The organism is Streptomyces capillispiralis (assembly GCF_007829875.1).
GTDB lineage: Bacteria > Actinomycetota > Actinomycetes > Streptomycetales > Streptomycetaceae > Streptomyces > Streptomyces capillispiralis.
In genome coordinates, this window is record NZ_VIWV01000001.1 from 7,159,033 (window position 1) to 7,185,935 (window position 26,903).

Here is a 26,903-nt window from a genome sequence, read left to right on the forward strand (position 1 = left end):
GGGCGAGACCTGCGGTGGTGTACGCCGCCGGGGGCGGCGGCGGCCGTCAACAAGACGTCAAGTGCGCCAACTGGAGTCGACTGAGAGCTGGTTGCGGTTGGTCGCTTCCTGCGCGAGGCGCTGGCCGGCGGTGAGTAGATCGTGGGCCTGTGTGGACAGGGGCGCGGGCAGCCAGGCAGTGAGCGTCTGGGCACGGTCGTCGGCAACGAGAGCGGAGGGCGTGGGGGTGTGGCCGAGGAGGAGTCGGTAGAGGTCAGTTGCCGGTTCAATCGGGGGCAGGCCGTGCTGGAGGGCGGTGAGGGATGCGCGAGCAGGGATGGCCAGGCCGTCGGCGTCGAGGTCGCCGTAGTAGAAAGTGCGGTGGATGCCGGATAGTTCTGTGAGGCGGCTGACAGAGGCTTCGAAGGAACGTCCGGCCCCGAAGGCGATGAAACGGATGCGGCCGGGCTGCTTGGCGATCAGGTCGTGGAGGGTGGCATAGGTGTCGCTGTTCTCCACCACCAGAAGGGTGTCGCCGTCGCCGACTTGGTGGTGGGCGAGCGGGGGCGGCTGGCGGTAGGTGGCCAGCTGATCGAGGGTGAGGCGCCCGGGGGCGAACAGCGCGCCGGAGATGAGGGCGTCGAGACGTTTCTCGTCGCGGAAGATCTCGTAGGACCGCTCGCGCAGCGGGATCGGCGTACGCCGGTCGGGGGCGTAGCTGCTGTCCCGGAACCAGCGGTTGCACGCCAGGAGGTCCTCGGTCTGTGCGGCGGTGAGACGGGCGGTGTAGGCCCAGTCGAGTTCCGGGCGCCACGAGACGGGTTCACGCGGTGCACGCGGCGTCGCCTGGGTGGTGGCGGGCAGACGTACTTGTTCGGGCAGGCGTGGTCGGCCGGCGTCCCAGTGGGCTCTGCTGGTGGGCAGGTTGAGGAGGCGGTGGTCGGCGAGTTCGTGCAGGAGTGTGGCGAGCGCGGTGCGCGCGTGCTCGCCACTGGCCAGGCCGGGCAGGGCTGCGGTGAATGCTTCGACGAGGGTGGCGCGGGACACGGTGGCCTTCTCGGCCCGGGCCTGCAGCGCGGCGCTGAGGCTGGCCGCCGCGGGTGACAGTGGCGGGAGCGGAGGGGGAGAACCGGCGGTCATTGAGCGGGGGTCTCCTTCGTGTACAGGCGTGCGGAGTGGAGGTAGCCGGACGGGACGGCGGCGCTGTCGTCGGGGACGATGCGAGGGGAGGGGACGAGGGCGTGGCGGATGCGCTCGTCGAGGCGGATCAGGGAGAGGCCGGCGCGGGCTTCGGCGTCGTTGCGCAGCGGGATGCACATCGGGAAGCGGGCGGTGACCTCCTCGTCGCTCAGGCCGGTGGTGTAGATGAGCTGGATGCCGAGGGCGGCGGCCATCTCGAACTGGAGGTCGACGAGGTAGGTGGCGTTGGCGCGGCCGATGGGGTTATCCAGGAGCAGCAGTCCGCCGTTGCGGGTACGACTCCGGGGGCCGGGTGAGGTGCGCAGCGCAGCGAGGGCGCAGTAGAGGAGGATGGCGCCGGTGAGTTCCTGACCGCCGGAGAAGGTGGTGCCCATCTTCTCCACGGGCACGCGGGTGATCCGCTGGGCGGCGTTGGGCTTCATGACCTCGGCGGTGAATCCGCGCGGTACGGCCTCCTTGAGGCAGCGCAGGACGACGTCGATGCCTTTGAGTTTGCGGGTGCGGGGGTTTTGGGCGAGGGCATCGACGGTTTCGCGCATCGCGGCGGCGAGGGGGTTCTGCTGGTCGGGTTTCTTATAGCGGATGGTGAGGAATTTCTGTCCGGCCCAGGGTGCGTCGCCGTCGGGGAAGGCGGAGAAGCGGCTGGCCTGGTCGAGGCGGTGCAGGAGATCGGTGACGTGGGCGCCGAGCTGGGATGCGAGGGCATCGCGGGTCTTGGCCATGGCATCCAGGTCGCTGGTCAGTGCGGCGATGCGGGAGCCGAGCGCCTGGGTCCAGTTCTCAGCCAGGGCAGGAATCTTCGCGCCGCCCAGGGCGGAGATCTGCGTGCGCAGCGGGATGTCGAGTCCTTCGAAGCGGACGTCGGCGGCCTCCTCTTTGAGGCGGCTGACGCCGGTTTCCAGAGCGCGGTCGGCGTCGCGGGCAGCCTGGTGGCAGGTGCGGAATTCCTCGGTGGCCTGCCGGGCCTCTGTCTCGGCAGCCTCGGCGGTGCCCGGATAGGGCTCCGCGGCGGCGGGCAGGTCGAGACCGTGGACGGCGCTTTCCAGGCGCGGCAGGACAGACCGGAACGCCGCAAGGTCGCGGCTGCTGTTGGCCTGGCTGCGGCGGGCGCCGTTGTAGCGTTCGGACGCGGCGCGCTCCGTGGTACGGGCTTCTTCCAGCTCCCGTGCCGCGCGGGCACTCAGGGCGGTGGCATCCTCCAGGGTGGCCGGCGTCCAGGCGGCGGCCTCCTCGCCGGTCAGCGGTGCTGCCGCGGCGGCGGACTTAAGGTGGCCGGTACGGACCTTCAGCTCGCTCTCCTTGTCACGCAGTGCGTTGAGCCGGTCGTCGAGGTCGGTGAGCTGTCCGGCCACGTCGCGCAGGATGGCGTGGCGCTGGACCTCGTCGGTGGCCCGCGGGTCCGCGCTGAACTTCTGGGCGAGCGCCTGAATCGGCCCGGGCACCTGGTTCCATTCCCTCTGGCACACCAGCAGGTGTTCTTCGGCGCGGGCGGCGCGCTGCTGCTGGTCTTCCCCGACCTGGACGGCGCGCAGCTCGTCCAGGGCCTGCTCGTAGCGGTGCTTGAGCACGGGGAGAGGCTCGTGCGGTGCGTCGGGTTCGATAGCCGCGTCGCCGCCGGGCGGGGCGGGGACGGCCCGACGGCTCTCGGCATGGCTGTCGGCCTCCTGCCGGGCGGCTTCGACGGCCTGGGCGCGGCGCAGCAGCTCCGCTTCGGCCCGCTTGCACGCGGCACGCAAATCGTCGGCTTCGGTCCGCCACTCCTGGCACTGCGCGGTCAGGGCGGCGATGCGGTCGCGGGCCTGGCCGGCCTCGGTCTCGGCGCTGGCCAGCTGTCGGAGGACGTGCAGGGCGCGCTGGGCTTGACCGGCCCGGTCGACGAGGACCTCGTACGCCTGCTCCGCCTCGTGCAGGGCGGAGTCGTGACCCTCGGCCGCGTCGCGGGCCTCCTGGGCGGCGGTCTCGGACGCGGCGGCGGTGGTCTGCAAGTCGTTCAGCTGGGCGAGGCGGTCGGGGACGGGCATCTGCGCGCAGGCGTCAAGCCAGTTGGCGAGGTGGCGCTCCAGCTCCCGGGCCTCCGCCAGGCGCGCATCGAGGTCTTGCAGCTGGCGGGTGGCGGCCGTGATGCGCGCGGTGACCTCGCCTCGTTCGCGTTCGGCGGCGTCTTCGTCGTGCAGGGCGGGGGAGGGCTCGATTACGAAGCGGTCGTCGTCGCAGGAGCCCGGGCGCAGCAGGCGCTCGCCGGTGCCCACGGTCACGGCGGCGGCCGGGAGGGGACGGGTTTGTTCCATGTGGCGGCGAGCGGCGTCCAGGCCATCGGCGCCGCCCACGATGATCCCGCCGACCAGGTCGGGGTGCGCGCGGATGACCTGGGGATGGGCGTCGGCGGGCACGTTGTCGTGCATCCACCGCCAGCCGGGCCAGGCCGAGATGCCGTGCGTGACAAGGTCCTCACACAGGCGCCGCACGGCAGCGCTGGCCGGGTGCAGGCCCCCGCTCGTATCGAGCACGTCGAGCAGGTCCTGGTCCTCGCGCAGGCCGAGGCGGGTCCCGGTGAGCGTGGTCTCCAGGTTCGCGATGCGGCGTCCGGCGGCCTCCCCCAGCACGGTGGCATGCTCACGGAGCCATTCCAACGCGTCGACGGCGCGCAGCTCGTCGGGCGCGGCTTCTAGGAGGTCGGCGCACAGCGGCAGGGACTGGACCGCCGTGGCCTGCTTGCGCAGCCGGTCGGTCTGGGCGAGCGCCGCATCAGCCGCGGCACGGTCGGACAGCGCCTGCCGCTGCGTGTCGGCCAGGTGCCGGTGCGCATGGTCCCGCCCGGTGCGGGCAGTCTGACGTGCTTGTTTGGCCTCGTCCATGAGCTGGTCGAGGTGGCGGGCGTGCGCCTCGGCACGGGCCGCGGCGTCCCCGGCTAGTTCGTCCGGCTCGACGAGCCGGTCATGGCGCGCCTGACCCAGCGTGGTGGTGAAGGAGTCGATCTGCTCGCGGAGCGTGCGGAGATCGGCCTGGGCCGCGCCGGTGTCTTCAAGGAGCTGTTCGCGGCGGTGCTGCCACTGCTCGATATCGGTCTCGGACTGCTGGTTGGCCTCGGCCAGTCGGCGGACCTTGTCCTGGGCGGCGGCCTCGGCGCGGGCGTACCCAGCACGGAGGTCGGCTGCTGCCTGGTGGACGGCCCGGAGGTAGGGGGCGGCGGTGCGCTCTGCCTGGCTGAGGGCTTCCTGGGCGCGGGTGTGATCGTCCACAGCATGCGCATGGCGTAGCGCCACCGGGACCGTCTCCCAGCCCGACTTTTCGGCTTCGGTCTCCTTCTTGTCCTGCTCGGCGCCGCGCTGCTTTGCCCGGACGGTGGCCAGTTCGAGGGCGCTGGCGTGATGGCGTACGTGGTGCACGCGCTGCTCGGCCCGCTCGGCTGCCCGCTTTGCCTCCTCGTGCGCTCGGTAGGTGTCCGTGATGGCGTCGGCGTGGACCGTGAGCGCGTCGGACAGTTGCTGCTCGCGGAGCTGGACAGTGGCGGTCAGGTGCACGAGCCGTTGCTGCGCGCTCTCGGCGGCGTGGGCGGTCTTCTGCCGGGTCTGGTGAAGGATGGCGACCTCCCCACAGGCTCGCTGCATGGTCAGGGCGAACTGTCGTTCCTTGTCCCATGCGGCGCGCTGGTCGTGGGCATGGGCGTAGGAGTGGAAGGCGGTGCCCAGCTCGGCGTACTGGTCGTCGTCGGTGGCCTTGCGCAGCAGCCAGTCCACAAAGGCGTCGGATGTGGTGGTGGTGAATGCCGCCGCCGCGTCGCTCTCCTTGGCGTTCATCCGGCGCTGCACGTCGAACAGATCGGGCTGCAGGCCCAGGGTGCGCTGGTGTTTCTCCCATCGTTCCTGGCCGTCCTCGATGCGCAGTTCCAGGGCGTCGACGCGGCGCTGTACGTCCCGCAACTCGGTGCAATAGTCCTCGAACGGCAGCCAGTGCTCGTCGCGGTGGAAGGGCAGACGGTCGGCGTCCAGGGCGGCGGCCGGGTGGAAGCTGTAAAAGCGGCGGTGCAGTTTCCCCTCGCGGTCCGGCGCCAGGATCTGGGCGGTGACCAGCAGGCGTCCGGTCCTCGCGTCGGCCCATTCGAGAACCACGTGAGAGGGCTGTGCCAGGGACACCGTGAAGTTGCGCAGCGTCTCCACATCCTGGTGGCGGTGCGGGATGGTGGTGCAGGTGATGCCGGTCAGCAGTACGCCCTTGCCGCCGCCGTTTTGCAGCATGATCAGGTTGGCTGGGGCCGGGCGGTGGGTGACATGGCCGGCGGCCGGGATCAGCGAAGCGGTTTCCACCTCCGGGCCGGCGCCGGAGAAGTCCAGGGTGACGTCTTCGTACCGTGCGTCGACCGGGCCGAAATTGCGCAGCAGAATCCGATTGAGTTCATACATGGCAGGCGTCCTTACGGCAGGTCAGTGGGCAGCGGCGAACCCGGCAGGGTGTCATCGGCACTCAGAGCGCTGTCTGCCGCCGACTCGGAGGTGGTTGCCTGGTCGCGGGAGGGCAGGGCGGCCACGCCCAGGGCCGCCAGTTCCCGCAGCATGTCGCCGGCGGCCTGGTCGCGGATCTGCAGCCGGTACTTGACGCTGGTGGCGTAGGTGCCGGCGTCCTCGTCGCTCACCTTGCGCACGAAGCCGTGCTCGGCCAGGTGGGTCAGGGCCCGGCGCACCAGGGAGTAGGTCACCGTCCTGGGAGTCTTGTCCGCCCGAGTGGTGCCGGTGGCGTTGCGCCGCAGATAGGCCCGCCATAGTCCCTCCAGGCCGGGCTGGTCCGCCGGGGGATCGGTGTCGGCGTCGGTTTGCGCAAGCCGGTGCTCGATGGCCCGGGCCAGGGAGCGGACCTCCTCGTCCACCTGCTTGACCGAGACTCGGGTGACGTACTCGTCGTCGTCGAGGTCCTCGGGCCGGGGGAAGGCCAGGGCGGCGATGGCGAGCTGGGCCAGCAGATACAGCGGCCGGTCGGCGGTCTGAGGGACCAGGTCGGCCACCGAGACGGCGAAGTCGGTCTCCGGGGTGGTCCCCAGAACCAGGCCCGGCATGCGGTGGACCTCCAGCACCGTCAGGTCGAAGCCCTGGGCGATCTTCCGTACGATCTGGGCGAAGTCCGGTTCGGTCTCGAAGCGCCGGACCAGCCGCGCGTACTCCCCGGAGCGGGCCGGTGCCTTGCCACGGGCCAGGGCCAGGGCGACCATCCGGGCGGCGTCCGCAATGTCCTCGTGCTGGCTCACGCGCTCTCCTGGTCACGGTCGGGGATGGGTGTCACCGACGACAGCCGGTTGTCGTCGGTGGGGGCATCGGATGGTCCGGGTGGGACCGAGGGCCGCGATTGGGTGCGGATCAGCAGGAAGTCGCTGCCGCCGAAGCGTTCGTCCAGCAGCTCGGTGCCGTCGTCGAGAGCCACGACGGCAGGCTCACCGACGGCCAGTTGACGTACCGGCACCCGCCGGAAGAGCTGCTGCACGCGCATCGCCAGGAGTGCGTCCGTGCCGGATTCAGGACCCATGCCGGGGCCGGGCAGGCGGGCGGAGCCCAGCAGCGCGGACAGCCGCACTCCCTGGTCGGTGGCCGTGTCCAGCAGGGCGTCCACCGCCTCGTGCTGCGCGTCGCTGAACAGGGCCGTGTGCTCGCTGTCGCCTGGGTCGTCGTCCTGTGCAACCGGTACCAGGTCCCCCGCGGCTGATTCGCTGACGCGGGCCAGGGCCTCGAAATAGTCCGGCAGATACATCACGCGGGGCTGCTGCGGGCCCAGGACGGCCCTGGTGAACGCCTCCAAGGGCTCCAGGCAGGCATCCAGGGAAAATTCCATCACCGGCTGCAGGAGCTGCTCGTGCATGTGCACCCGGGCGTGCAGCGTCGGGGCCACGAACACCTGGCGGTCCTGTTGGCGCCGGTACTCCGGGCCGACCTTCAACAGCATGTCGATAAGCACCGAATGCCGTTGCATGCATTCGACGATCAGAGCCCCCAGCCCCTCCAACTGCCGACGCTTTTGCGCGTCGTCAGTGACCTCCAGCAGCTGGTCGACTCGCTCCTTGAGCTGCTGCTCAGTCGCGGAGCGGCTGCGGACGTGCTCCAGGGCATCGTCGACGGTCTCCTTGACCTCAGTATCCCAGTCCACCGCCCGCACGTTCCGCTTCATCGCCTCGATGCGCCCATGGATGTCCTTGGCGTAACGGATGCTCTGCAGACGGGCCGTGTGCGCGATCTGCCACGCCTCGCCGATACGGGCACGCTTGAGCAGCGCCTCCAACTTGGCCTCGGCAGCGATCTGTTCGGAAGCGATGTCCACGTCGATGGCATGCACCAGCACGGTGATCGCCGCATCCGTGGCAATCAGCGCCGCCTGCCCCACATGGTCAGGCACCTCCTTGAGGATCTGGAACGACGTCATACGGGTCTGGAACCCCTCGTCCATCACGCTGCCGATCGCGTGACGGAACGCCCGGTCGCGCTCCTCGGTGTTGATCAGCCGTTCGGTCACCCAGCGCCCGACGGCCCGGTACTCCTCAGCCGGGCGTCCCGGCAGCTGCAGCGCGGCGAACTCGGACACATGGTCCACCACCGTCTCCTGGCGGACCGCCGTGCGCATGTCCGTGCGCAGCGTGACGACATCGATCGCAGCCAGCGCCAGCTCAGCCAGGCGGTAGCCCTCCCACCCCCGCTCGGCCTTGGCCTTGCTGCTGTCGAGCGCCAGCAGCGGGCGGACCACCGCCAGCGCCTTCATGCGTGAGGTAATGCTCTCGTAGACCGCCCGTGGCTCCTCAAAGATCACCCCGAAGGCTCCAATCGCCCTTTTTCCACTTGGAGTTCACGCTAAAACGCGGCACTGACATTTGCGCTGGGACCGAACCAGAACGGCCGACAGTGAGAGGGGAGAGAGGCGCGCACCTCCCGTGCGAAAGGAGCCATGCATCTTCACGGATCTTCCCCGCCCGGACCGGTTGATCGCCTGGCGGCCTCCGGGGGTACGCACGCGGTGGATGCGATCTGGGATCGGCATGCGGGACAGGCTGGGGGTGATCTCGGTGGTGATCCCTTCGGCGTCGAGGGCTTGGGTGGCCGGGTCGGCCCAGTAGGGCTCCGTAAGGTGTTGGTCAGTCCAGGAGAGTCGGATGTGGCTGAGTAGGGCCTGCCAGTAGTGGCTAGCGAGGAGTGGCCGTCCGACTCTCTAGGGCGCCCTGACTGCTGATTGAGATGTGCGCGCCTTGTGCGGCCCCTGTTTACGGTGCGGACAGCGGGGGTGTTCCTCGGGCTCACGACATGCCGTGCGGAGTGAGGAGAGGGCGAGTGAGCAACCGACTCAGCCAAGCCTGGTGTGGGATCGACGCATGCAAGGGCCATCACTGGGGCAGCAGTGGTCGACGAAACCGGTACGACCCTATGGTCGAAGAAGATCGACTACGATGAGACTGCCATCCTCGTGGCCCTCGGCGAGATCCTGGACCTGGCAGATGAGGTCCGCTGGTCGGTGGACATCTCCGGAACGGCTTCCGTTCTGCTCATAGCACTGCTCGCTAGTCACAGTCAGCAGGCTGTCTATGTACCTGGTCGCACGGTCAACCGCATGGCTGGCGCCTACCGTGGCGAAGCCAAGACAGATGCACGCGACGCCTACGTCATCGCCGAAACTGCCCGCCATCGCCAGGACTTCGCAACCATCGATGTGCCTGCCCAGTTGGCAACCGACCTGGCGCGAGACTCACGGCGCGTGGCTTGCCAAGCGCGGTGTCCGCGCCGCCCATGCGGTCGCCGCTACCGCGCTAGAGGCTTCTCAGGCTCAGCAAATCTTGCTGCCCGGTGAGGATGTTGCCGCCCAGATCGTCGCCGATTTGGCTGCGCAGATCCTTAGCCTGGATGACCGACTCAAGGGCGTCGACCGCCAGACCCGGGAAAGATTCCGCACCCACCCTCAGGCCGAGATCATCGAATCGTTGCCAGGTATGGGCCCAATTCTCGGTGCCGAGTCCGTCGTGGCCGCCGGTGACCTGTCGGCTTACGCGGACGCTGGCCACCTGGCCTCAGCAGCGGGGCTGGTGCCCGTGCCAAGGGACTCGGGCCGCCGCATCGGCAACCTGCACCGCCCCAAGCGCTATAGCCGGCGCCTACGCAGAGTGTTCTACCTGTCCGCCCAGACCAGCATCATCCGCGAGGGCCCCAACAGGGACTTCTACCTCAAGAAGCACGGCGAGGGCTGCAAGCAGTCCAGGCCGTCATTGCGCTCGCCCGCCGGCGCGCCAGTGTCCTATGGGCTCTCCTGCGCGACAACCGAACGTTCACCCCTGTCGCGCCGATCACGCGATAAGGATCTTCGAGGATGGCGCTGTCTGGCACTCCGTGTCCCTACCACTGGTAGCAGGAACGAGGCTAGCCTGATGCCCTCCTCGCGTGGGGAGCTGTGCCATTCCCGCCGCCAGCGCCGCACAGACCGCGACGTCACCCGAAGATCCCTCGCGACAGCCTCGCTCTTCTCGCCGCGAGCGAACCGCTCGGCCGCCTCAAGACGCACCCGCTCGTGCTTCTCCTGCTCCCTGGGCGTCAGCCCTCCCCATGCGCGTACCGCATGATGACGTCGTGCCGCAGCGATCAAGAACCGTCACGGCACGACGGACTCCGCGAATTCAACCTGAGTAACTGTCAGGATGGTGCAGAAAATGGGGTCAAGTTAAGCGGTCAACTGGTGCATTCCGCAGGCCAGTCTGACCGGTTCGTCGACCGCCGCAAGGTGGAGGGTTCAATGGCTTCCTTCGCCCTGGCGGCTGTCACGCTCATTGAGTAGGAGAGCCTGCACCTGCACGGACTCCGCTAGCAGGGGCTCAAATTCCTCTTTTCCGGCGGCAGTTAGGAAACGACGGATCTTGATCGCTTCTGTGATCGACCCTAGTGCCTCCTCCAGTTCTCCCAGTGAGTAGTGGCTGAGAGACTGGTTATGGAGTGAGCCAGCGAGGCCAGGCAGATAGGCATCGGGATACTCTTCGGCCAGGTGCCGATAAATTCCGACGGCTTCTATGGTCGCCTCTAGGGATGGCCGGTGGCGTCCCAAAGATGCTAGCTGGTTGGATTGGCTGGTTAGTGAGCTGGCAAGGTCTGGGCGATAAGCGTTGGGGTGCTCTTCCGCCAGGCTGCGGCGGATTGCGACCGCTTCGGTGGCGGCCTTGACGGATTCCTCCAGTCGCCCCAGTGAGGATAGGTAGGTCGACTGGTTGTGTAGGGACCCGGCAAGACTAGCGAGATAGACATCAGGGTGGTCCTTGGCTAGTTGCCGGTAAGTGTCAACGGCTTCGGTGGCGGCCTTGAGAGCATCCACAGGGCGCCCGAGCGAACCGAGGCGGCTCGCTTGGTTTGTGAGCCACCCAGCCAAATCCGCCCTATCTTTGCCCGTACGGCGTAGGGTTACGAGGCGAGTGGCCAACTCTGCGGCGAGCTCTGCAAAAGCCTGAGGCTGGTCGGGCATCACCGCGTACAACCGTTGCAGGTCTTCAGGTTTGCTGTGCGGGGCATGCACGAACAGGCTGAGAGCCTCCATGAGAGCCTTTCCACCGGGTCGCGCCGCAGCTCGGCTGAGAAGGGTGAGCGCATGCCGGAGCTGCTCTGGGTTGCACGCGGGCAACACATGGACTGCGAGCTCAGGCTCGCTGGTAATGCTGTCGATGAGATATTGCTCGGCCAGGGGGTCAGGTTGCAAGCTTCCCCAATAAGCATCCCCGGTGGCGGGGGGCGGATACAGGTCGCGGATCCATTCCGCGAGGGCGCGTCGATCCTGCTCGGCCATCTCACCCCGCAACCCGGGAACCTGGGCGAGGATATGTAGTGCGTTGGCGCGTGGGGCAGGTCCGGACAGCTGGGCGGCGGCCATCGCCAACGGGCGGATCTGATCCATATCGAGGTCACGACGGTTGGCGACGCGCTGCCAATATCGGCGTTCATGAGCGAGCAACACTCGTTGCGGTGGAAGATCCGCTTCAGGTTGTTCACTTAGGAGCTTCGCGAGCGCCGCGACATGCAATGTCAAAGCTTGGATAGAACCCGAATCTGCGAAGGCCGGTGGTCGGGCTCCCGTGCATCGAGCACTGAGGTCCACGGTTGTGTATACCTCGTCCAATAGCTGAAGCCCATTACCAAGGGCGGTGAGGGCTTCTTGCCAGGCGGCCTCGCGTTCCGTTGCTGTAATGGTGAAAGCTTCAACGCGCAGTGGTTCTGGGCGTACGGTGGTAGACATGGCCGTTGATGCGGAACGCAGAGCAGTGAACCACTCTCCGGACGCGCGGGCTAGGAGCAGCAACCGCACGGGGCAGCGCGGAGGATGACTGACGAGATAGTCGACGATCTGTTGTGCCTGCTCGGGTCGGGTCTCAACGTAGTCGAGCACCAGTAGCACGGGTGCCGTGCATCGCGTCAGGGTCAACAAATGTTGCGTCGACACGTCCGTGGGTTCCGCTATCTGACCGACCACCCAATCCTCTTCTGCTAGCAACTCGCACAGACGTCGGGCGAGACGGGTCTTACCCTGCCCGCCCGGCCCCGTCAGGAGTAGCGAAGAACACGTCTCGGGATCTTTACACCAGCTCAATAGGGCTTGCAGAGCCCGCTCACGGCCGCGGAATGGGACGACCTCATGCTCAGCTCTCAGCAGTGCAGCTGGAGATTGAGGGCCCTGAGCAGGAAACCATGGGGCGACAAGGTCCTGCAGTTCCACTGGCTCGCAAAGGACTTTCCGGCCGGTAGCCGACGTCACCGCCCGCCTGAAGCCTTCTTCGACGGCGAGCGCCTCGATCGGTACGGCAGTGAGCCGGCTCTGCCCGAAACCCCGGGGCGCCCAGCCAACCGAACCCACCAGCAAGTCCCCGCTCCACACGGCGGCACCCGACATTCCTGCCCACGGGGATATCTGCCCTATCTGGTCATCGGGCCCGCTGTCCACAAGTATCTCCAGTAGGTTCTGCTTTGAGCGTGCAACTGTATTTATGTGACCAGCCAGATGTTCACTGTCTCGCCGCAGCAGCTCAGGATCTTCGAGGAATCGCATAGCCTCGGGGAACCCGACTGCCTCGCACGGCACAGACGGGACAGAGCTAACCAGCCGGCCGAAGCGGGCGGGAGCCCGCCAACCGGGGTCGAAGGATGGGTCGGTGATTTCCACCAGCGCCGCGTCCAACTCGCCAAGCCAGACCACACGTGCGTCACGTAGGACGCCCTCGTCCAGCAAGCGCACTTGTACCGTGCTGCTAGGCGTGACCACGTGTGCCGCCGTTAGAAGGAGTCTCTCCCCTACTAGGCAACCAGAGCCTACGGCCCATCCGGGCTCCGAACCTCGAACCCAGACCTCTGCCACCGCACCTGTGTCCAACCCCATTGGAACCTACCGAAAGCACGTCATTCAGGGGGGATTTGTTGTTCTACTGGGCCCACTACACGCAGGCTCCTGTCCTGCTGGTCCTTGGGAGTGAGCACGAGCTTCATCCTGTTTGTGGCTGTCGCTGCGACTGACCCCCGCACCCCCAGCGACAACACATACACCCGTGCGCCGGCCTCGCCAGCAGCTTCCTTGCGGACATCAACAGCGAACTCGAGCTCAATTTGTCCCACCTCAAACCCGACTTCCCTCCCAGCACCTTCCTTCTGCGCCGCATCGAGTTCTGCCCTTACCCCGCGCACCGCGTCCGCCAGGCCGACCCACATCTCAGCTGCCACAGCAACCTCCCTAGACCAAAGCGACGCGAACCTCAGTTCCTATTTCAACGGGTTATTGCCTCTCGTACTGCGTGGCATCGACCACTGCGGCCTGCCTGAATGCATTTCTCCTTGAGAGACATGCCTCGCAAGTACCGCATTGCATACTTACTGATGGACGCAGACAACTCCAGGACCGAGACATATCCACACTCAGAGCGTTTCCTATCCGGACGATGTCGCATTTACTCATATCCTGGAATGGAACCAGAATTCGCACCTCACTTCCGACGAGCTTGATTCCTTGCCGTATATAGTTGAGGAATGATGGACTTTGCTCAATATATTCTTGCGCATCCTCTCGGTGGAGCCCGAACGCCACCGAGTTGATTTTGTGTGCCATTGCGAAAGCCAAAGCAGCCGAGTACATTGTGGCTGCGCCGAAAACAGCCCGCTCACCGCTCCCTTCCTGGGTGACTCGTGCGGATCTCCAGGACAGCAGCAACGATGACATATCGATGCTCCAATATGCGACTCGCGCCTGATGCGCGATGGCTCGAGCGGCTGCTGCCTCTTCCGGTGAGGAGAAACCCGCGAAGTGAACGGCGATCAGTTCGCTCGACTCCTCGGCGCACATCTTTCCCAGGAGAACGGTGGAGTCGACACCCCCTGAGAGGAATACAGCAACGCCGAACCGCCCATCGCTGATCGTATGGCCCTGTCCTGACCTCATATACACCTCTAAGTATTACCGATAATTCCTCTCAAACTCGCTTTGATCTCGAAAGCGGTCCGAGAAGTCTTCATCTGGCTTGAGCGGAACTGCTGCAGGGATGAAAAGAGACGCGCCTAGGGTCTGGGGTGACATTTCGGTCCCGCCTAGACAACTCAGCGGAAAGGACTCGACATGAGCCGGATTACCTGATCTCACAGAACACGTGATACAGGTCACCGTATGATCACTTGGGTAACACTTAAGAAGATGATCGCGCAGGGGCCACAACGCTGCCGCACGCGGCTTCCGCCCCATCGTCACAAATGCTGTGCCAAAAACGTTGGGCTGCATCACCAAACAGTCAATGTCATTTCGTGGCTGAATATTGTGAGCCACAAGGGAAGACGCATCAAAAATCTGGATCCCGGGTGCGTAATCGATCCCGAGATCAGCCATGATGGCATCTACGGAGGATACGCCAGCAACCACGCGGACGCGCATGTCGCCGCATTTAGCCCGCTCGATCAGCCCTGCAGTGACACTGTCGAAAACCACCGGATTTCCCACTGTGAGGTAAGCCACGGGGGGATTGCTGCGAGCAGCTTGCCATATGAGGTCGATCTCTTTCCTATAGACATCCAGCCGACGCCCACCCCGTTGGTATATCTCCTGCAGATCTCTCGTTTTTGATGCCCATCTGCTCGGCATCAAGCGGCTCGTGGACTGCGGTAGGATCGAATAGATCTCCTGGCACTGGTCCAGGGCGTCGATCGCCGCAGATGTGAGATGAGCCGGCACCTGTACCCCGGCGCCAACGATGAATACATCTGCCGGACATCGTCCACCATCTGCGCTAGTTGTCATGACTCCGACCTCCTCGAGACTCTTTCCGTGGGCGAGCGGAATCGACGAATGCGCTTACCATAACTTTTATTCTGAGCCTGCATGATCGAGTTTCCGCCACGTCGAACGTGCCGGCCTCCGCAATCTTGTTCGACGGAGAACCACCACCACAAAAGTCAAAGTAACCGCACTCAGATTGACACTTGGCCACACCACTTTGGACGGCCTTATTGACCGCGGTGAACTTTGGGCTCTCGACTATGGTATCTATTTCGTCGTCGTGAACGTTACCGAAGAGAAAATCTCCGAATGGCTCATGCCTTGCCGTCAAGAGTTCAGGTGAGAATGTAGAGATATTGCCCCGATGGTCGAAGCTCAAGATCGCCATAGGAACGTTGTCGTGGCAGCGCACTTCATTCGTGCGGAACGAACTCGCGAGCTGACGAAAGTTGTCGTACTCCCGCAAGCGGGGATACCCGCGCTGACCGATGCCCAGAGTCAGGATCTCATCGACGAAGGCCCGAAATCCGTGCTCTGAGTCGTCGTCGTGGATACTGGAGCACTCATGTGCTCCCTCGGCTTCTTCCGGATTCAGACCCACAACGCTAATGCCGGCATCAGCGAAGAACTGCCAGAACTCCCGGCCGTGTGTAAGTGAGCCTTTGGTGACGACCGCGATAACCGATGGATTCAGGCCGGAATCCTGCAGTAGGCGGACTCCCCGCATCACCCTATCGAACGTGCCGCGTCCCGCTCGGTCGACTCGATTTTGGTCGTGCAACTCCGCCGGCCCATCCAGACTCACACCTACGTTTACCTTATATTCGCTAAATAGGTCGCACCACTGTTGATTGATCATCATGGCGTTGGTCTGCATCGAGAAGGACAAGTCGACACCGCCCCAGTCCCGGTTCCGGAACAGATCGAAAGCCTCGCGGTAGAACTGGATTGGGAGTCGCAAGGGCTCTCCCGCATGCCAGACAACTGTCAAAGTATCCCGCACATGACGAGATTTAGACAATTGGTCGGCAATGCGCTCGAGCGTAGCCATGGAAATAACTTCGGTTGATCCACGGTCAGGCAGATAGCAGTATCGGCAGCGAATATTGCAGAATGGTGTCGCCTGTACGACCGCAAGCTGCGTCTGCACAGATGGATGCCCAGCTGTCATGATTGGCGCCATTTCGCGTTTGGCGATTTATCCCACGAGGCATACGGCGTTAGATGCCCGGAAGTAACGCATCATGCGATCTTGGTCCATGAGGCCCAGTTTGCCCACTGCCCCCACTGAAGTTCTGGGCTTTCGGGCAGGTTGTCCTCGGCAGTCTCGTCGGCGAGGTCTAGAACCGCATCACCCAGTTGGTCCAGGTGGGGTCCAATCTCCTGGTGGAAGGCATGCCGCTCAGAGTCCATCACTGCCTCCGTAGAATTTGACGAAGGTCGCTCACTAGTTATGGTAGATGGGGTCTGAGTCGCCGCAACCTGAGCCACGCAGGCACCGGTGAGCTCCGAGATTCGGGGCCTCCCGGCGGCGCCAATCAAGGGAGCGAGGCTCAAATGTCGAAGATCAATCCACGCACCTCCGCCAGCAAGCGTCAGGCGAGTGGTCAATTCGGCCTCTTTTCCCTACATGGATTGCCAGTCTACCTGCAAGAGCTCGGCTTTAGTGTCCAAGCATCTTGCGGGGCCGTAACCCCGCCGACCGTGCATGTTCCTCACGGATCATTTAGCATGGGCAGTGATCCGCAAAGAGACCGAGCCGCTTACACTGATGAGTGTCCAGCTCATATTGCAAATACAGTAGACATTGAGTTTGGTGTGTTTCCCGTCACGGTGGCGGAGTATGCGGTCGCCGTGTCCGATGGCGCCGTTCCCAGGCCATACACATTCCGTGGGGTGACGTGGGACGATCAGTTGGCTAAACCTGCTCTCCCGGTTACGTCTGTCTCTTGGTTCCATGCCGTCACTTATTCTGTTTGGTTGAGTGAACGGCTGGAGCGTCCTTGCCGCCTACCGACAGAAGCTGAATGGGAGAAAGCTGCCCGGGGTACAGACGCCCGGATCTATCCATGGGGTGATACCTGGGATCCTCAACTGGTGAATACGCCGGACGGCGGGCTGGGAAAAGCTGCTGAAATCGGCCTCTACCCCGCTGGGGTGAGTCCCTATGGCGCGCATGACATGGTTGGCAACGTTTGGGAATGGTGCAGCTCTATGCCGCTGCCCTACCCTTATGATGCATCAGATGGTAGGGAAAACCTGTATAGGATCTGCGACCGAGTGATGAGAGGGGGGGCATGGTACTGCGCACCCTACAACTCCCGGGCGGCATGTCGTGGATTCGGGTATTCGGGCATGTATCTGGGAGGAGGCTTCCGCCTTGTCTTTCCAGCTGACTAGCGGGTTTCTGTGATGGTCCGGTCGGCAGTGATCGTCCGACTTGGCTCGGCTGACCTCGCTTCTCGATGGCGTGACGAGATCACGGACTTGTACGTCGAGGTGTTTTCGGCGCCTCCGTTCGTGTGGTGCGATGACGAGGGATGCCACCAACGGAATCGCCTGTCGAGGCTCATGTTGACCGAGGGTTTCACGCTGGCTTTGGCTGTGACAGGGTCGACTTTGATCGGTTTCGTGTACGGAGCTCCTGTTCCCTCCCAGCAGCAGCGGGGATTCCTTCCGGATAGGGTCGTCCGTCGTTTCGCAGGGCCAGCTTTCCATGTTACTGATTTCGCAGTCCGACAGGACTTTCGGTTCCTTGGAGTAGGCAGAAGCCTGCATGATTCAATTCTCAGTGATCGGTCCGAGAAGTGGGCAACCTTGGCAGTGCAGCCGCAGGCTGGCGTTTCCATCTCCATCTATGAGAGGTGGGGGTGGAGGAAGATCGCTCAGCACCATCCGGACGCTGAGGGTCCAGCCCCTTCGCTCGACATATATGCCCATCGCTTGGGACTCTCAGATCCGAGTGTGGGGTGGTGATGACGCGTGGTACTCGAACGTGGAATCAGTTTCGTCGATGCAACAACAAGCCCCCGTTCAGAAAAGCCTCGGGTCTGGATAAGTTCTGGACTTGCCGCGCCGCCATATGCTTCAACCCTGTCATGCCACCCACGGCATGCTTTGCTGTACGAGGACAACGCTGTGGTTGCCAGAGAGCCATGGGTTCTTCCGTCGGCCTCCGAGCTTGACACCATCGTGAACGGAGTTTCCGCGGCGCCCGGCTGCTGCGTTGCGGTTCTATCTCTTTCGTCTGATCTCTACGATGAGTTCGATGCTGCCCGAAGTATGGCTGAGATGCTGTCCGACTGGGATGAGGTGAATAGATATGTAAGCGGTCAGCCGCTGCAGCGAGCGATTGAGTGCGCCACTGAACATGCTGAATCCGGTTCATCGCAGATATGGCAAATGGGTATCCGCGTTAATCCTCCGGGGCTGCCCAACGTCACAGTGGACAACAAGACTGGCCGTCTCGTTGGGCTTCATTGCGACAACTGGTTTGGGGCACAGATGAAAGCTCGCGATGGTTCCCCAAATCGTATCGCGATGAACCTTGGAAATGGGGATCGATATTTCACCTACATTAATCTTCCCCTCTCTAGAATATGGCAGCTTGGTAATGACGCCACGGATCTATCCGTTGCGCGGCTAACCGGAGACCTGCTTGTTCGCTTTGCGGAGCGTATGCCGGCCTATCCCGTTGTGCGGCTGCGTATTTCACCCGGCGAGGCGTACATAGCACCTACGGACAACCTCATCCACGATGGCAGTACCCAAGCGGGTTATGAGTGGGATATCTACTTCACCGTCGTCGGCCGCTTCGGAATTCCAATGCAGCGGCCCGGCCAAGCGGTGGGAGAAACTCGCTGATTACAGTGAGTGTTCTGCTCGGGCGATCAAGGCGGCTGCAGGCAGACCCCACCTCAGAGAGCCCGAGCCACGCAGGCGCTTGACCCAGTCATTGAGACTCTTCGTGGTCGATCCGGGCCAGGACCATGGTGTGTTCGTCGAACTGCTCGAAGCCGCGCGAGGTGAGCATGGCTTGGGCGGTTCGGTGGTGGGTGCCTGTGAGGGAGGGCGGCCACGGCGCTGGGGTGGGCGGGGTGGGTGTCGAGGCGGACATGGGCCTTGAGGGGGCTCTGGTGCATAGGGTGGCTCGATTCGAGTCCGGGGCCCCTGCCGCGGGTTGGCTGGGCCCGGAGGGTGAGGTCATCGGTGGGTGCGCGCGGCGGACAGGGCTGGCCGGTGTGGTGGGCCGGCCCGGGGAAGCGGCGCGGATCGTGCGGGTGCACTTGTGGTGGGCGCGGGGGTGGGTGAGGTGGCGCGGTTCCAGCGGGTACGCAAGGCGTTGAGGTCGGCCAGGGCGCGGCGGCTGCCGGTGATGAGCTGGTGGGGGGTGTTGGCGGGGTCGTCGGTGTAGGCGGTGATCCGGTCGGCGACCGTGTGGGCGCGGGCGAGGAGGGCGCGCTGGAGGATCTTCTCGCCCCAGTACTCGGGGGAGCCGGCGGGCGTGGAGACCAGGGCCATCAGGTCGCGGGGGGTGAGGGAGTCGGTGAGGAGTCCGCGGTGCTGGGCCTCGCCGAGGACGGTGATCGGGTCGACCATGTCGCCGCGGTGGACCAGCGCCGTGACGGACTGCCAGAGCGCGGCGTGCAGCGGAAGGATGAAGTCCTCCGCGGCCAGCCACCGCATCTGCTGCACATTCGCCGGATAGGCGGTGGCGGTGGCCAGGAGGAGACGTTCTTCGTCCAGTTCCTCCTCGCCAGCCTGCCGTGGGACATCCCCGCTGTGTGTGGTGCGGGGGAGGGAGCCGGGGTGTGGGGTGAACTGACCGGCGAGGTCGTCCAGGACAAGGCCGAGGGCGTCGGCCTGCATGAGGGTGGCGGCCGCCGGGTCGGGCCCGGCTGGGTCGGTGGCGGTATGGGCGAGGCGTTCGGCGTGCAGGCGCAGGGTTCGGCGGGCGTGGTCGGCGCGGATCATCCGGGTGTAGGCCGCGGCGTGCTTGGGCTGTGGGCAGAACTGGATGAGGGCGTGGAGGTGGGAGGCGTTCAGGCCGGGGGCGTGGGGGCGGGCGCGCTCCAGGACTTGGTTGAGCCAGGCGGTGTCCTTGGCGTGGTCGTCGGGGTCGGGCGGTGGAAGGGTGCGGATCGCGGTGAACAGGTTGGCGTGGGCGTGGTTGTCGAAGTGGTCGGCGGCCAAGGTGCCGGTGTCGGCCAGACGTGCCGGTTGGAGGAGGAGGGCGCCGAGCAGGGCCTGTTCGGCGTAGTGGACCGGCTTCGGCGCCGGGACGCGGTCGTCTTCCTCGTCGGGATCGGGGGTGGTGTAGAGCATCAGGCTGCCAGGGTGAAGTCGTCGGGGTTGAAGGGCTTGTCGAGGAGTGGAGCGAGCAGGTGCGCGGCCATCTGCGGGGGGACGGCGTTGCCGATCTGGGAGAACTGCTGGCCCTTGTTGCCCTGCCAGGGGTAGTCGGCGGGAAAGGTCTGCAGGAGGCCGGCCTCCCGGGCAGTGATCCGGATCGGCTCCGGCACCGCCGGCGCGTCCGTGCCGTTGGCCAGAGCCGACACCGGTTCGGCAACCCAGGTGCACTCGTTCGCTCGGTGTCCGAAGAACAGCGTGCCTGCCGGCTCGTACAGCGGGCGGACGGTGGCGTTGGCCTGGTTGTTGCTACGTAGGGACCATGACCATCGGTGTGCTTCGGCGGTGAAGGTTGGCGCAGGGGCGGTGGCGCCGCGGTTTTCACGGGTGCCGTGTCTGGCAGCCCAGCCGGCTCCTTCGCAGCAGGACTGCAGGACCACTCCGTCCGGCTGGGGCACCCAGGTGCCGCGCTCCCGGGCGTCGGACAGCGTCTTTCGCGAGCCGGAAGGGAACGGTTCTGGTCCGCCGCCGGGCCCACCGCCAGCGCAGACGGTCGGGACGGGCCGGTCGGTCGCGCCCCATCCCAGGGCCTCGGCCATGCTGACCCAACGGGCACGGCCCGGACCGAACAGGGATTCCGGCTCCTCGACCTGGGAGTGCGTCGGCGTGGGAGGCTGTGCCGTACGGACACGGGAGGCGAGCAGCATCGCCCGCCTTCTCGTCTGCGGAACTCCGAAGTCGGCGGCGTTGAGGATCCCGCACCAGACCGAGAAACCCCACCCGCGCAGGACGGCCGCGTACTGTTTCCACAGAGGCAGGACGTCCGGCACCTCCTCCATAGCCACCCACTCAGGCTCGCCGACCGTGTTCAGGGCCTGGAGGTAGCGCATCGGCTCAGCCGCCAGCAGCGACCGCTCGTCACGGCACGCGGTGAGGAGGCGTTCGCGGGTGTCCCGCCCGGCGGCCAAGTCCTCGACCGCCGCGTGCACTAGCGGCTGGTCCACCAGACCGAGGCGCTTGCCAGCCATACTCCACGCCTGGCACGGAGGGGAAGCGATCAGCCCACTAGTGCGGCCGATGAAGGGCCCCGTCGGATACATCGCCACGTCGGCCCGGATCGTCAACTGACTGGCGGCGGCACGAGTTTTGCAGGCCCACTCGTCCCACTCCAGGCCGACGTCGCGCACTCCGAGGACAGCCAGTGCTCGGCTCCAGCCGCCCGGCCCCGCGAAGAGGTCGAGTATCACGTGACCAGCCCCAACTTGTGCCGCTTCGATGCACCCGCATCCCCGCGGCAAGCGACGAGGCCATGCTCGGGCCAACATCTGTCCTTGCCGCCCGTCTGCACTTCGTCGGCTTCGTCCAGGCGTGTCCTGCTCATGCTGCCGATCCAAAGTCGGCTTGGCTGGGTGCGTGTTTCGTGATGGCACGGGCGGTGATCGCCGTGGAGGCACGGGCAGAGGCGGCAGCCAGTTCGCCGGCTCCGGGCTCGGCGTACCAGGGGCGCAGGTCGAGCATCGCGGCGCGCATGCCGGTGGCGAAGACCAGGGCGGTGCCCTTGGGCAGGGCGCGGATCGCATCGGCGGGCAGGATCCGCTCCTGCCGCATCGACACGGACGTCGACTTCCCGGACTCGGACGTTGAGGTGGAGGTGGTCTCGACGTCGTGGTCGCCGATCAGCCGGGACAGCTTGTCCGCGAAGTCCGGGTCGTCGATACCGGATCCGATGACCTTGACGGTCGCGGCTGACCACATGGCGTCCATGCCCGCGTCTCCCCAGACCTTCTGGCCCTGGCGGTAGGACTGCAGGATCGTGATCGGGATGATCCCGCGTGAGCCGAGGTGGGAGTACAGGTCCGGCAGATCGCTGATCTTGCAGACGTTGGCGGCCTCGTCCAGGATCGCCAGCATCGGCGGGTCGAGCCGACCGCCGGCCCGTTCGGCCTGGGCGGTCGCGGCCCGCATCACGGAGTCCGCGCACGCCGCGATCAGCGCCGACGCGCCTCCGCCGCCGTCCTTGGACAGGAGGTAGAGGGTGTCGGTGGAGGTGACGAACTCGGCGGGCCGGAACTCGGCGACGTCCTTCTGCGGGGTGACCCAGGCGGCTATCTCGCTGTTGAGGAGGGCGGCGGCGTACTGGCGGGCGGTCTCGTAGATGCCGTCACGGGTCTCCGGCGGTCCCTCCACGGTGCCCTTGAGCTGGGCGGCGACCGCGGTGAAGTCGTGGTCGCGCAGGATGTCGAGCGGGGTGCGGTCGGCCGGGAAGGCCAGCCACTGCATCACGTCGGTGATCGGCCGGTCATCGAGCGCGGCGGCGAGGAAGAGCTGGCTGAGGATGTTGGATCCGGCCTTGGACCAGAAGTCGCCCTGCTGGGAAGCGTCCACGGAAGCGGCGAGGAAGTGGCCGGCCAGGCGGCTGGCGCCGTCGAGAGTCTTGGCGTCGGCGAGGGGGTTCCACCACATCTCGCGGGCGGCGTGCGCGATCTGCTGTGGGTCCATCGACCAAACCCGTCCCACCGCACCACGGGCGTCGAGGGTGGCGGTGTAGGCGTCGCTGGCCGCCTTGTTCGAGGTCAGCAGGACCGGTCCGGGCGCGTTGAGGATGGACGGGATCGCCAGCGAGGTGGTCTTTCCCGAGCGCGGCGCCATGATGGCGACGGCCACGTCCTCGTAGCCCATGCGGATCTCGTGCTTGGTGCCCTGGAGGTTGCCGAGGAGGATGCCGGTGTCGCGGGCCTCGATGTGCTTGGCGCCCTTCAGGCTCGGGCGCAGGGAGCGGGCCTTGTCGGTGATCGCCTTGGCCATCAGCGGTTGGATGTCCCGTGCCTGGGCCATGCCGGTGATCTTCTTTTTCCGGCCGCGGCTGCGGTTCTTGTGCCGGGCCCACAGGATGCCCGCTGTTGTCCCGAGCGTCAGGAGGAGGAGAACGGGCAGGACGCGTGCCCCGATGAGCAGGGATGTTTCTCCCGCGTGGGGCCAGAGGCGCTGGGGGTGGAGCAGGGCGGTGGTCGGCTGGTACGGCGCCCAGCCGCCTCCGGTGAGGTAGGCGGTGATGTTGCCGGACAGCCAGGCGAGGTGGGACAGGGGGACGACGACGGCTGCGACGCCGATCAGGAGGCGCAGGACGATGTCGTACCCGTCGGTGGAACTGTTGGAGGAGGTGGGGGGCAAAGAGTCACGTGCCTTCCGGGCGGGGGCGGGGCATTCAGCGGCTGCGGCTGTTCCGGGCCGGCGGCTGGCGCGGCGGGCCTGGAGTCGTCGGCGGGACGGTGCGGCGCGCCGTGAGGGCGTGGACGCGTTCTTCCAGGGCGGCGGCGACGTGCACGGCGAGGACGTCCGTCGTGCGGCGGGTGACGACGTCCGGATCGAGGATCGGAAGACTGCGCAAGCTGTCGGTACGCGCTGCGGGGTGTGGATCGGTGAGCGCGGTGGTGAACGCGGCGACCAGTCGTGCAGGGGTGCGTTCGCCGAAGCGGGCCTGCCACACCGGCTTTCGCTCCGGGCCGAGGGAGGCGGTGACGAACCAGGCTCCCGGCTCCTGCGCGGTTCCCAGGCGCTGCACGTAGGCCGTTCCGTCGGGCGACACGAGGCCGTCAGCTCCGATAGTGGGGGGCTGCCACGCGCTCTGCCGGAGCGGTTCGTACGGATCCGAGGGTGTGCTCGCGGCGAGGGCGGGGGCAGGGTTGGTGAGGGCGTCGGTGAAGGCGGCGATGAGTTCGACCGGGGTGCGGGCGCCGAAACTCGCGTACCAGGCGGGCCGGTCCGCCTCCGCAGCATGGTTGAGGGTCCACCACTGTCCGTGGGGGTCGGGTTCCAGGCGCAGGAGGGCCTTCTGGTCCGGGCTGGAGAGCAGGACGCGGGGCATCAGGGGGTCGTTACCGTGGCTCCAGCCGCAGGCACGGTGCAGGGGGCCGGTGATCCAGGCTGGGTCACCGCCGCCGGCCAGGTGGCGCGGCGTGATGAAGTCGACCTCGACGGTCTCGGGAATCGGGGCATGCTCACTTCCGTGCCGCAGCTCGCCGGTCGGGTGCGGTGGCCGGGGCCGGGGCCGGTGTGGGAACCAGGGGTGAAGGGGCTTTGCGGGCGGCCGTGTTGATCTCGCGGAGCGCCTTGCCGTGGGTGGCCCAGTCGTCGAGGTAGCTCCACGATTCGGCGTGATGTTCTGCGAGTGCGTCGTCAAAGTCCTGCGTGCCGGGCTTGGCGGTGGCGGGGAGGGCGTCGCGGGTGACCAGCCATTGCTCGTGCAGTTCGTCGAGGCGGTCGAGGGCGTCGCGCAGGACGCCCAGCTGGTAGACCCAGCGGCTCTGCACGTTGGTCTCCGGCAGCTGGGCCAGTTGAGTCTCTGCCGTGGCCAGCAGGTGACGGGCGCCGTACCGGAGCGGCTCGAATGCCTCGGCGGTGTCGGCGTCGCGCTGGCTCGCGCGCCTTCCGTAGGCGTGGTCGTCGTAGGGCCAGCCGTCGAGGTCGGTGTGCTCGTCGGAGTAGGCGTCCCAGGCGTCGAGGATCTTCTTGCTGTCGCTCACGTAATGGTCGAGGTGACGGCGGAGGTCGCGGTGTGCGCGGTGATCGGCGGAAATGGGAAAGGGGTCCTGTCGGTTCAGCGGCGGGCGGCCGTCTGGGCGGTGTGGGCCTGCGCCGGGGTCGGTGCGGGTTTCGTCTGCTGCCTGCGGGCGGAGCGTGCCTGGGCGCGGAGCGACTCGATACGGGCGGTGTGGGCGTCGACCACCTGCTGCGGGCGCAGCGGGCTGGGTGCCTGCACGGCGCTGTAGTGGCCGGTGCGGTCGTACATGCCGCGCTGGAGCGGGCTGCGGTCGGCCAGCGCGGTGAGGAACGATCCGACGAGGTGGGCGGGGACGTCCTCGTCGAAGTAGGCGTGCCAGATGCGCGGGCCGGAAAACTGCCCGTCGCCGGGCTCGCAGGTCTCAACGTGCCAGGACGACCGGCCACTGAATTCGCTCAACGGGCGCAGTTCGATGTGGCACATGGAGTCCGGCGAACGCGCCGTACCGTCCGAGTCGCGGTGCCAGCCCGCCGAGGTCGCCGGCTGCCACGGATCGTGCTGCTGTGGCGGCGGGGCGATGAGGGCGTCGGTGAAGCCGGCGAGGACCTCGGCGGGCACGAGTTCACCGAACTCGGCGTACCAGCCGGGCTCGGTGTCGGTGGGCTCGGCCCGCAGCCTCCACCATGCGGAGGTGGTGGACTGCGGGTCGAACTGGAGGCTGTGGCGAAGGTCGGGACTGCGCAGGACGATCTCGGCACTCAAAGGGTCGGAGACGGCGCTCCATCCGGCGGCGGCCAGGCCGTGGGTGACGTGGCGGGCATCCCCGGGGCCGGCGAGGTGGCGGGGGCCGGTGTCGAAGGGGATCTGCCAGGCGTGCTTTTCGGCGAACCCGGCGAGCTGCCGTTCGCTCAGCGGCACCGACCGCACCCCGGCTCACTCGGGGCGGTGCTGACGACCTTGCGCAGCTCGTCCAGGACGTAGTGGAGCATGTACTGGTCGGTCTGCACCCACGCTGCGGCACGCAGCTCGGTGACCAGATCGCTGATCTTCTCGCTGTGCGGTGTGTTCGGGTGGCTCTGTACGGCGCGGGCGAGGGCGCGCAGTGTGTCGCCGAGCTGGATGGGCAGGCCGGTGTATTCGTCGAGGAGGGGCTCGACGAGAGCGAGCGCCTCCTTGGGGTCGGGGTTCTCGCGCAGGTATTCGGTGAGACGGCAGAGGGTGTCGGTCGCGGCGCGGATGGTGTCCGGGGTGAGTGCGGGCATCGGGCTCCTTGGGGTGGTGGGTGTCGTGGTCAGCGGCGGGTTCGTACGCCGGCGGCGGCGTGGGCGCGGGCGGTGGTGCGCGGTCTGGTGCTTCGGGTGCTGTTGCGGGCCCAGGTGGCGGCGCGGGCGGCCGTGATGCGGGCCTGTTGCCAGGCGCTGAGTTGGGAGGGCTTGACGGATACCGACCAGGTGCGGATCTGCGCGCTGTGTGGGACGCGTCCGCGCGGGCGCATCACGGGGTCGGGGCTGGCGAGTTCGGTGGAGAAGGCTTGCACGAGGTGCATCGGGGTGTTCGGCGTGAAGTTGGCCGTCCAGCCGTTGCCTTGCTTGTCCTGCGCTCCGCTCCACCACATCGCCGCCCCGTCGGGGTTCTGGCGGTACTTCATCCAGGCGGTGCCATCGGGGCTGGTCGCCACGTAGTGTTCGCCCTCGAAACGCGTGTGCCAGTTCTGCTCCTGCAGTGGAGCCCAGACGTTGGGGGCGTGTGCGGAGCGGGGACGGGTGAGGGCGTCGGTCAGGCCGGCGACGATCTCCACCGGGGCCTGACGGCCCAGGTGCGCCGACCACTTGCCGCTGGCCCCGTCTGCCCGGCCGTGGATGGTCCAGCCGCCGGGAAGGACGTAAGGGTCGTAGGCGACGCGGACGGTCCGGTCCGGGCTCTCCATGAACAAGGGGCCGCCGGTCTTGGACTTGTCCCGCCAGCCCGAGGCACGCAGGAACTCCGAGACGTGCCGGACGTCGCCGCCGCCTGCCAGGGCACGGGGCTGGACGAGGTAGTGCTGCTCGGCCTGCTCGCCGGGCCCCCAGCCCTGCCACTGCTTCTTCTTCACCGGCGCCGCCGGACCACGAGCGGTGCGGGCACTGGGGGCTTCGCCGCGGGGGTGGCGGGCTGGGTGCTGACGTGCTGCAGGGCGTCCTTGTGTTCGTCCAGGTCGAGGGTGATGTCGTGCAGTTCGTTCGAGGCACGGCTCAGAGCGAGCCACACCTCCGCGGGGAGCGCGCCGCGCTCTGCCTGGTTTTTGGCGAACACGCTTCCGGTGGCGACGAGGTGAGTGACGCCGCCGAGGACTCCGGCGTCCGGGTCGAGAACGCGGGCGATGATCTGCGCGGCCTGGGGTGGGGGAAGCTGCGAGAGGTGGTCGGCGAGCTGGCCGAGCTGGCGGGTGATCTCGTCGGCCAGTCTCACCGGATAGGGGGCGGGGTGGGACATGCTCCTCCGGGTCGGTGGACGGTCAGTGGTGGTGGCGCTGCCCGACGCGCTGTGACTCGGTGAGGACGCCCTCCGGGCGGGCGCCGGTCAGCGGGGAGGTGTGGTCGGGACCGGTCGGTATGCAAGCGCGCAGATAGCGGCGGAACAGGGCTGTGGCGAGCCGGGGCTT

The 26,903-nt window shown here is 66.5% G+C and carries 22 protein-coding genes and 3 pseudogenes; 4 read left to right on the forward strand and 21 right to left on the reverse strand.

Annotated elements, in window-relative coordinates; translation table 11 throughout:
* Window positions 1–57: 57 nt before the first annotated feature.
* From FHX78_RS31485 to FHX78_RS31500, 4 genes are read right to left on the reverse strand one after another with little or no spacing between them, the layout of a single operon-like run.
* On the reverse strand, window positions 58–1,119 hold the full coding sequence (locus tag FHX78_RS31485; RefSeq protein WP_229924130.1) for a Wadjet anti-phage system protein JetD domain-containing protein: 1,062 nt from the start codon (window positions 1,117–1,119) through the stop codon (window positions 58–60).
* Window positions 1,116–5,579, reverse strand: a complete 4,464-nt coding sequence (locus tag FHX78_RS31490) for a coiled-coil domain-containing protein (RefSeq protein WP_145870777.1) — start codon at window positions 5,577–5,579, stop codon at window positions 1,116–1,118. Before FHX78_RS31490 ends, FHX78_RS31485 begins: the two co-directional genes overlap by 4 nt.
* A gap of 11 nt (window positions 5,580–5,590) precedes the next feature.
* The gene (locus FHX78_RS31495; RefSeq protein ID WP_145870778.1) at window positions 5,591–6,415 is read right to left on the reverse strand and encodes a hypothetical protein; all 825 of its coding nucleotides are present in this window, start codon (window positions 6,413–6,415) and stop codon (window positions 5,591–5,593) included.
* Entirely contained in the window at window positions 6,412–7,959 is a 1,548-nt protein-coding gene (locus tag FHX78_RS31500) for a hypothetical protein (RefSeq protein WP_145870779.1), read from the reverse strand. Before FHX78_RS31500 ends, FHX78_RS31495 begins: the two co-directional genes overlap by 4 nt.
* Window positions 7,960–8,447: 488 nt before the next feature.
* Here FHX78_RS31500 and FHX78_RS31505 point away from each other — a divergent pair.
* Window positions 8,448–9,489: pseudogene (locus tag FHX78_RS31505) on the forward strand (IS110 family RNA-guided transposase).
* 96 nt (window positions 9,490–9,585) lie between these two features.
* On the opposite strand, the pseudogene FHX78_RS38245 reads toward FHX78_RS31505, so the two are convergent.
* From FHX78_RS38245 to grrM, 7 genes and pseudogenes are all read right to left on the reverse strand, one after another.
* Window positions 9,586–9,749: pseudogene (locus tag FHX78_RS38245) on the reverse strand (helix-turn-helix domain-containing protein); the annotation flags it as partial.
* Window positions 9,750–9,918: 169 nt separating this feature from the next.
* Window positions 9,919–11,553 (reverse strand): tetratricopeptide repeat protein, encoded by a 1,635-nt coding sequence (locus FHX78_RS37685; protein ID WP_229924131.1) that lies wholly within the window; start codon window positions 11,551–11,553, stop codon window positions 9,919–9,921.
* Window positions 11,554–12,042: 489 nt separating this feature from the next.
* Window positions 12,043–12,537, reverse strand: a pseudogene (locus tag FHX78_RS38250) (S1 family peptidase); the annotation flags it as partial.
* 20 nt (window positions 12,538–12,557) lie between these two features.
* Window positions 12,558–12,875, reverse strand: coding sequence for a trypco2 family protein (locus FHX78_RS31520; protein WP_145870782.1), 318 nt, complete (start codon window positions 12,873–12,875; stop codon window positions 12,558–12,560).
* A gap of 52 nt (window positions 12,876–12,927) precedes the next feature.
* Window positions 12,928–13,587 carry a 7-cyano-7-deazaguanine synthase gene (locus FHX78_RS38255; RefSeq protein WP_145870783.1) on the reverse strand — a complete coding sequence of 220 codons (660 nt, stop codon included), beginning with the start codon at window positions 13,585–13,587 and terminating at the stop codon, window positions 12,928–12,930.
* 15 nt (window positions 13,588–13,602) lie between these two features.
* Complete coding sequence (locus FHX78_RS31530; RefSeq protein WP_145870784.1) at window positions 13,603–14,433, reverse strand: SAM-dependent methyltransferase; 831 nt, start codon at window positions 14,431–14,433, stop codon at window positions 13,603–13,605.
* Window positions 14,423–15,595, reverse strand: a complete 1,173-nt coding sequence (gene grrM / locus FHX78_RS31535) for a cyclophane-forming radical SAM/SPASM peptide maturase GrrM/OscB (RefSeq protein ID WP_145870785.1) — start codon at window positions 15,593–15,595, stop codon at window positions 14,423–14,425. The genes FHX78_RS31530 and grrM overlap by 11 nt, the downstream gene beginning before the upstream one ends.
* 374 nt (window positions 15,596–15,969) lie before the next feature.
* Between grrM and FHX78_RS38260 the strand changes: the two genes are divergently transcribed.
* The 3 genes from FHX78_RS38260 to FHX78_RS31545 all read left to right on the forward strand — a co-directional run bounded on the left by FHX78_RS38260 (window position 15,970) and on the right by FHX78_RS31545 (window position 18,276).
* On the forward strand, window positions 15,970–16,812 hold the full coding sequence (locus FHX78_RS38260) for a formylglycine-generating enzyme family protein (protein WP_145870786.1): 843 nt from the start codon (window positions 15,970–15,972) through the stop codon (window positions 16,810–16,812).
* A 12-nt stretch (window positions 16,813–16,824) separates the two neighbouring features.
* A complete protein-coding gene (locus tag FHX78_RS38265; RefSeq protein ID WP_373313112.1) occupies window positions 16,825–17,388 on the forward strand; it encodes a GNAT family N-acetyltransferase in 564 nt (187 codons plus the stop codon).
* Window positions 17,389–17,550: 162 nt separating this feature from the next.
* A complete protein-coding gene (locus FHX78_RS31545) occupies window positions 17,551–18,276 on the forward strand; it encodes a hypothetical protein (protein WP_145870787.1) in 726 nt (241 codons plus the stop codon).
* Window positions 18,277–18,615: 339 nt separating this feature from the next.
* On the opposite strand, the gene FHX78_RS31550 is transcribed toward FHX78_RS31545, so the two are convergent.
* From FHX78_RS31550 to FHX78_RS31590, 10 genes are all read right to left on the reverse strand, one after another.
* Window positions 18,616–19,737, reverse strand: a complete 1,122-nt coding sequence (locus FHX78_RS31550) for a DnaB-like helicase N-terminal domain-containing protein (protein WP_145870788.1) — start codon at window positions 19,735–19,737, stop codon at window positions 18,616–18,618.
* Window positions 19,737–21,008, reverse strand: a complete 1,272-nt coding sequence (locus FHX78_RS31555) for a DNA cytosine methyltransferase (protein WP_145870789.1) — start codon at window positions 21,006–21,008, stop codon at window positions 19,737–19,739. Before FHX78_RS31555 ends, FHX78_RS31550 begins: the two co-directional genes overlap by 1 nt.
* Window positions 21,005–21,142: a hypothetical protein gene (locus FHX78_RS37690; RefSeq protein ID WP_229924132.1), complete on the reverse strand. Its 138-nt coding sequence runs from the start codon at window positions 21,140–21,142 to the stop codon at window positions 21,005–21,007. The genes FHX78_RS31555 and FHX78_RS37690 overlap by 4 nt, the downstream gene beginning before the upstream one ends.
* Entirely contained in the window at window positions 21,139–22,932 is a 1,794-nt protein-coding gene (locus tag FHX78_RS31560) for a type IV secretory system conjugative DNA transfer family protein (protein WP_145870790.1), read from the reverse strand. Before FHX78_RS31560 ends, FHX78_RS37690 begins: the two co-directional genes overlap by 4 nt.
* A 34-nt stretch (window positions 22,933–22,966) precedes the next feature.
* Complete coding sequence (locus FHX78_RS31565; protein ID WP_229924133.1) at window positions 22,967–23,626, reverse strand: SPDY domain-containing protein; 660 nt, start codon at window positions 23,624–23,626, stop codon at window positions 22,967–22,969.
* Between the two features lie 133 nt (window positions 23,627–23,759).
* Window positions 23,760–24,284, reverse strand: coding sequence for a hypothetical protein (locus FHX78_RS31570; RefSeq protein ID WP_189908712.1), 525 nt, complete (start codon window positions 24,282–24,284; stop codon window positions 23,760–23,762).
* Window positions 24,285–24,358: 74 nt separating this feature from the next.
* Entirely contained in the window at window positions 24,359–25,180 is an 822-nt protein-coding gene (locus FHX78_RS31575) for an SPDY domain-containing protein (protein ID WP_145870792.1), read from the reverse strand.
* Entirely contained in the window at window positions 25,171–25,524 is a 354-nt protein-coding gene (locus tag FHX78_RS31580; protein WP_145870793.1) for a hypothetical protein, read from the reverse strand. The genes FHX78_RS31575 and FHX78_RS31580 overlap by 10 nt, the downstream gene beginning before the upstream one ends.
* A 29-nt stretch (window positions 25,525–25,553) precedes the next feature.
* The gene (locus FHX78_RS31585; protein ID WP_145870794.1) at window positions 25,554–26,354 is read right to left on the reverse strand and encodes an SPDY domain-containing protein; all 801 of its coding nucleotides are present in this window, start codon (window positions 26,352–26,354) and stop codon (window positions 25,554–25,556) included.
* Window positions 26,351–26,734, reverse strand: coding sequence for a hypothetical protein (locus FHX78_RS31590; protein WP_145870795.1), 384 nt, complete (start codon window positions 26,732–26,734; stop codon window positions 26,351–26,353). Before FHX78_RS31590 ends, FHX78_RS31585 begins: the two co-directional genes overlap by 4 nt.
* Window positions 26,735–26,903 lie beyond the last annotated feature (169 nt).

Excerpts from the sequence above, each read along its gene's own strand:
- FHX78_RS31485 (WP_229924130.1), bottom strand. The coding sequence starts at position 1,119 with ATGACCGCCGGTTCTCCCCCTCCGCTCCCGCCACTGTCACCCGCGGCG.
- FHX78_RS31490 (WP_145870777.1), bottom strand. The coding sequence starts at position 5,579 with ATGTATGAACTCAATCGGATTCTGCTGCGCAATTTCGGCCCGGTCGAC.
- FHX78_RS38255 (WP_145870783.1), bottom strand. The coding sequence starts at position 13,587 with ATGAGGTCAGGACAGGGCCATACGATCAGCGATGGGCGGTTCGGCGTT.
- FHX78_RS31530 (WP_145870784.1), bottom strand. The coding sequence starts at position 14,433 with ATGACAACTAGCGCAGATGGTGGACGATGTCCGGCAGATGTATTCATC.
- grrM (WP_145870785.1), bottom strand. The coding sequence starts at position 15,595 with ATGGCGCCAATCATGACAGCTGGGCATCCATCTGTGCAGACGCAGCTT.
- FHX78_RS38260 (WP_145870786.1), top strand. The coding sequence starts at position 15,970 with ATGTCGAAGATCAATCCACGCACCTCCGCCAGCAAGCGTCAGGCGAGT.
- FHX78_RS38265 (WP_373313112.1), top strand. The coding sequence starts at position 16,825 with ATGGTCCGGTCGGCAGTGATCGTCCGACTTGGCTCGGCTGACCTCGCT.
- FHX78_RS31550 (WP_145870788.1), bottom strand. The coding sequence starts at position 19,737 with ATGCTCTACACCACCCCCGATCCCGACGAGGAAGACGACCGCGTCCCG.
- FHX78_RS37690 (WP_229924132.1), bottom strand. The coding sequence starts at position 21,142 with ATGAGCAGGACACGCCTGGACGAAGCCGACGAAGTGCAGACGGGCGGC.
- FHX78_RS31565 (WP_229924133.1), bottom strand. The coding sequence starts at position 23,626 with ATGCCCCGCGTCCTGCTCTCCAGCCCGGACCAGAAGGCCCTCCTGCGC.
- FHX78_RS31580 (WP_145870793.1), bottom strand. The coding sequence starts at position 25,524 with ATGCCCGCACTCACCCCGGACACCATCCGCGCCGCGACCGACACCCTC.
- FHX78_RS31590 (WP_145870795.1), bottom strand. The coding sequence starts at position 26,734 with ATGTCCCACCCCGCCCCCTATCCGGTGAGACTGGCCGACGAGATCACC.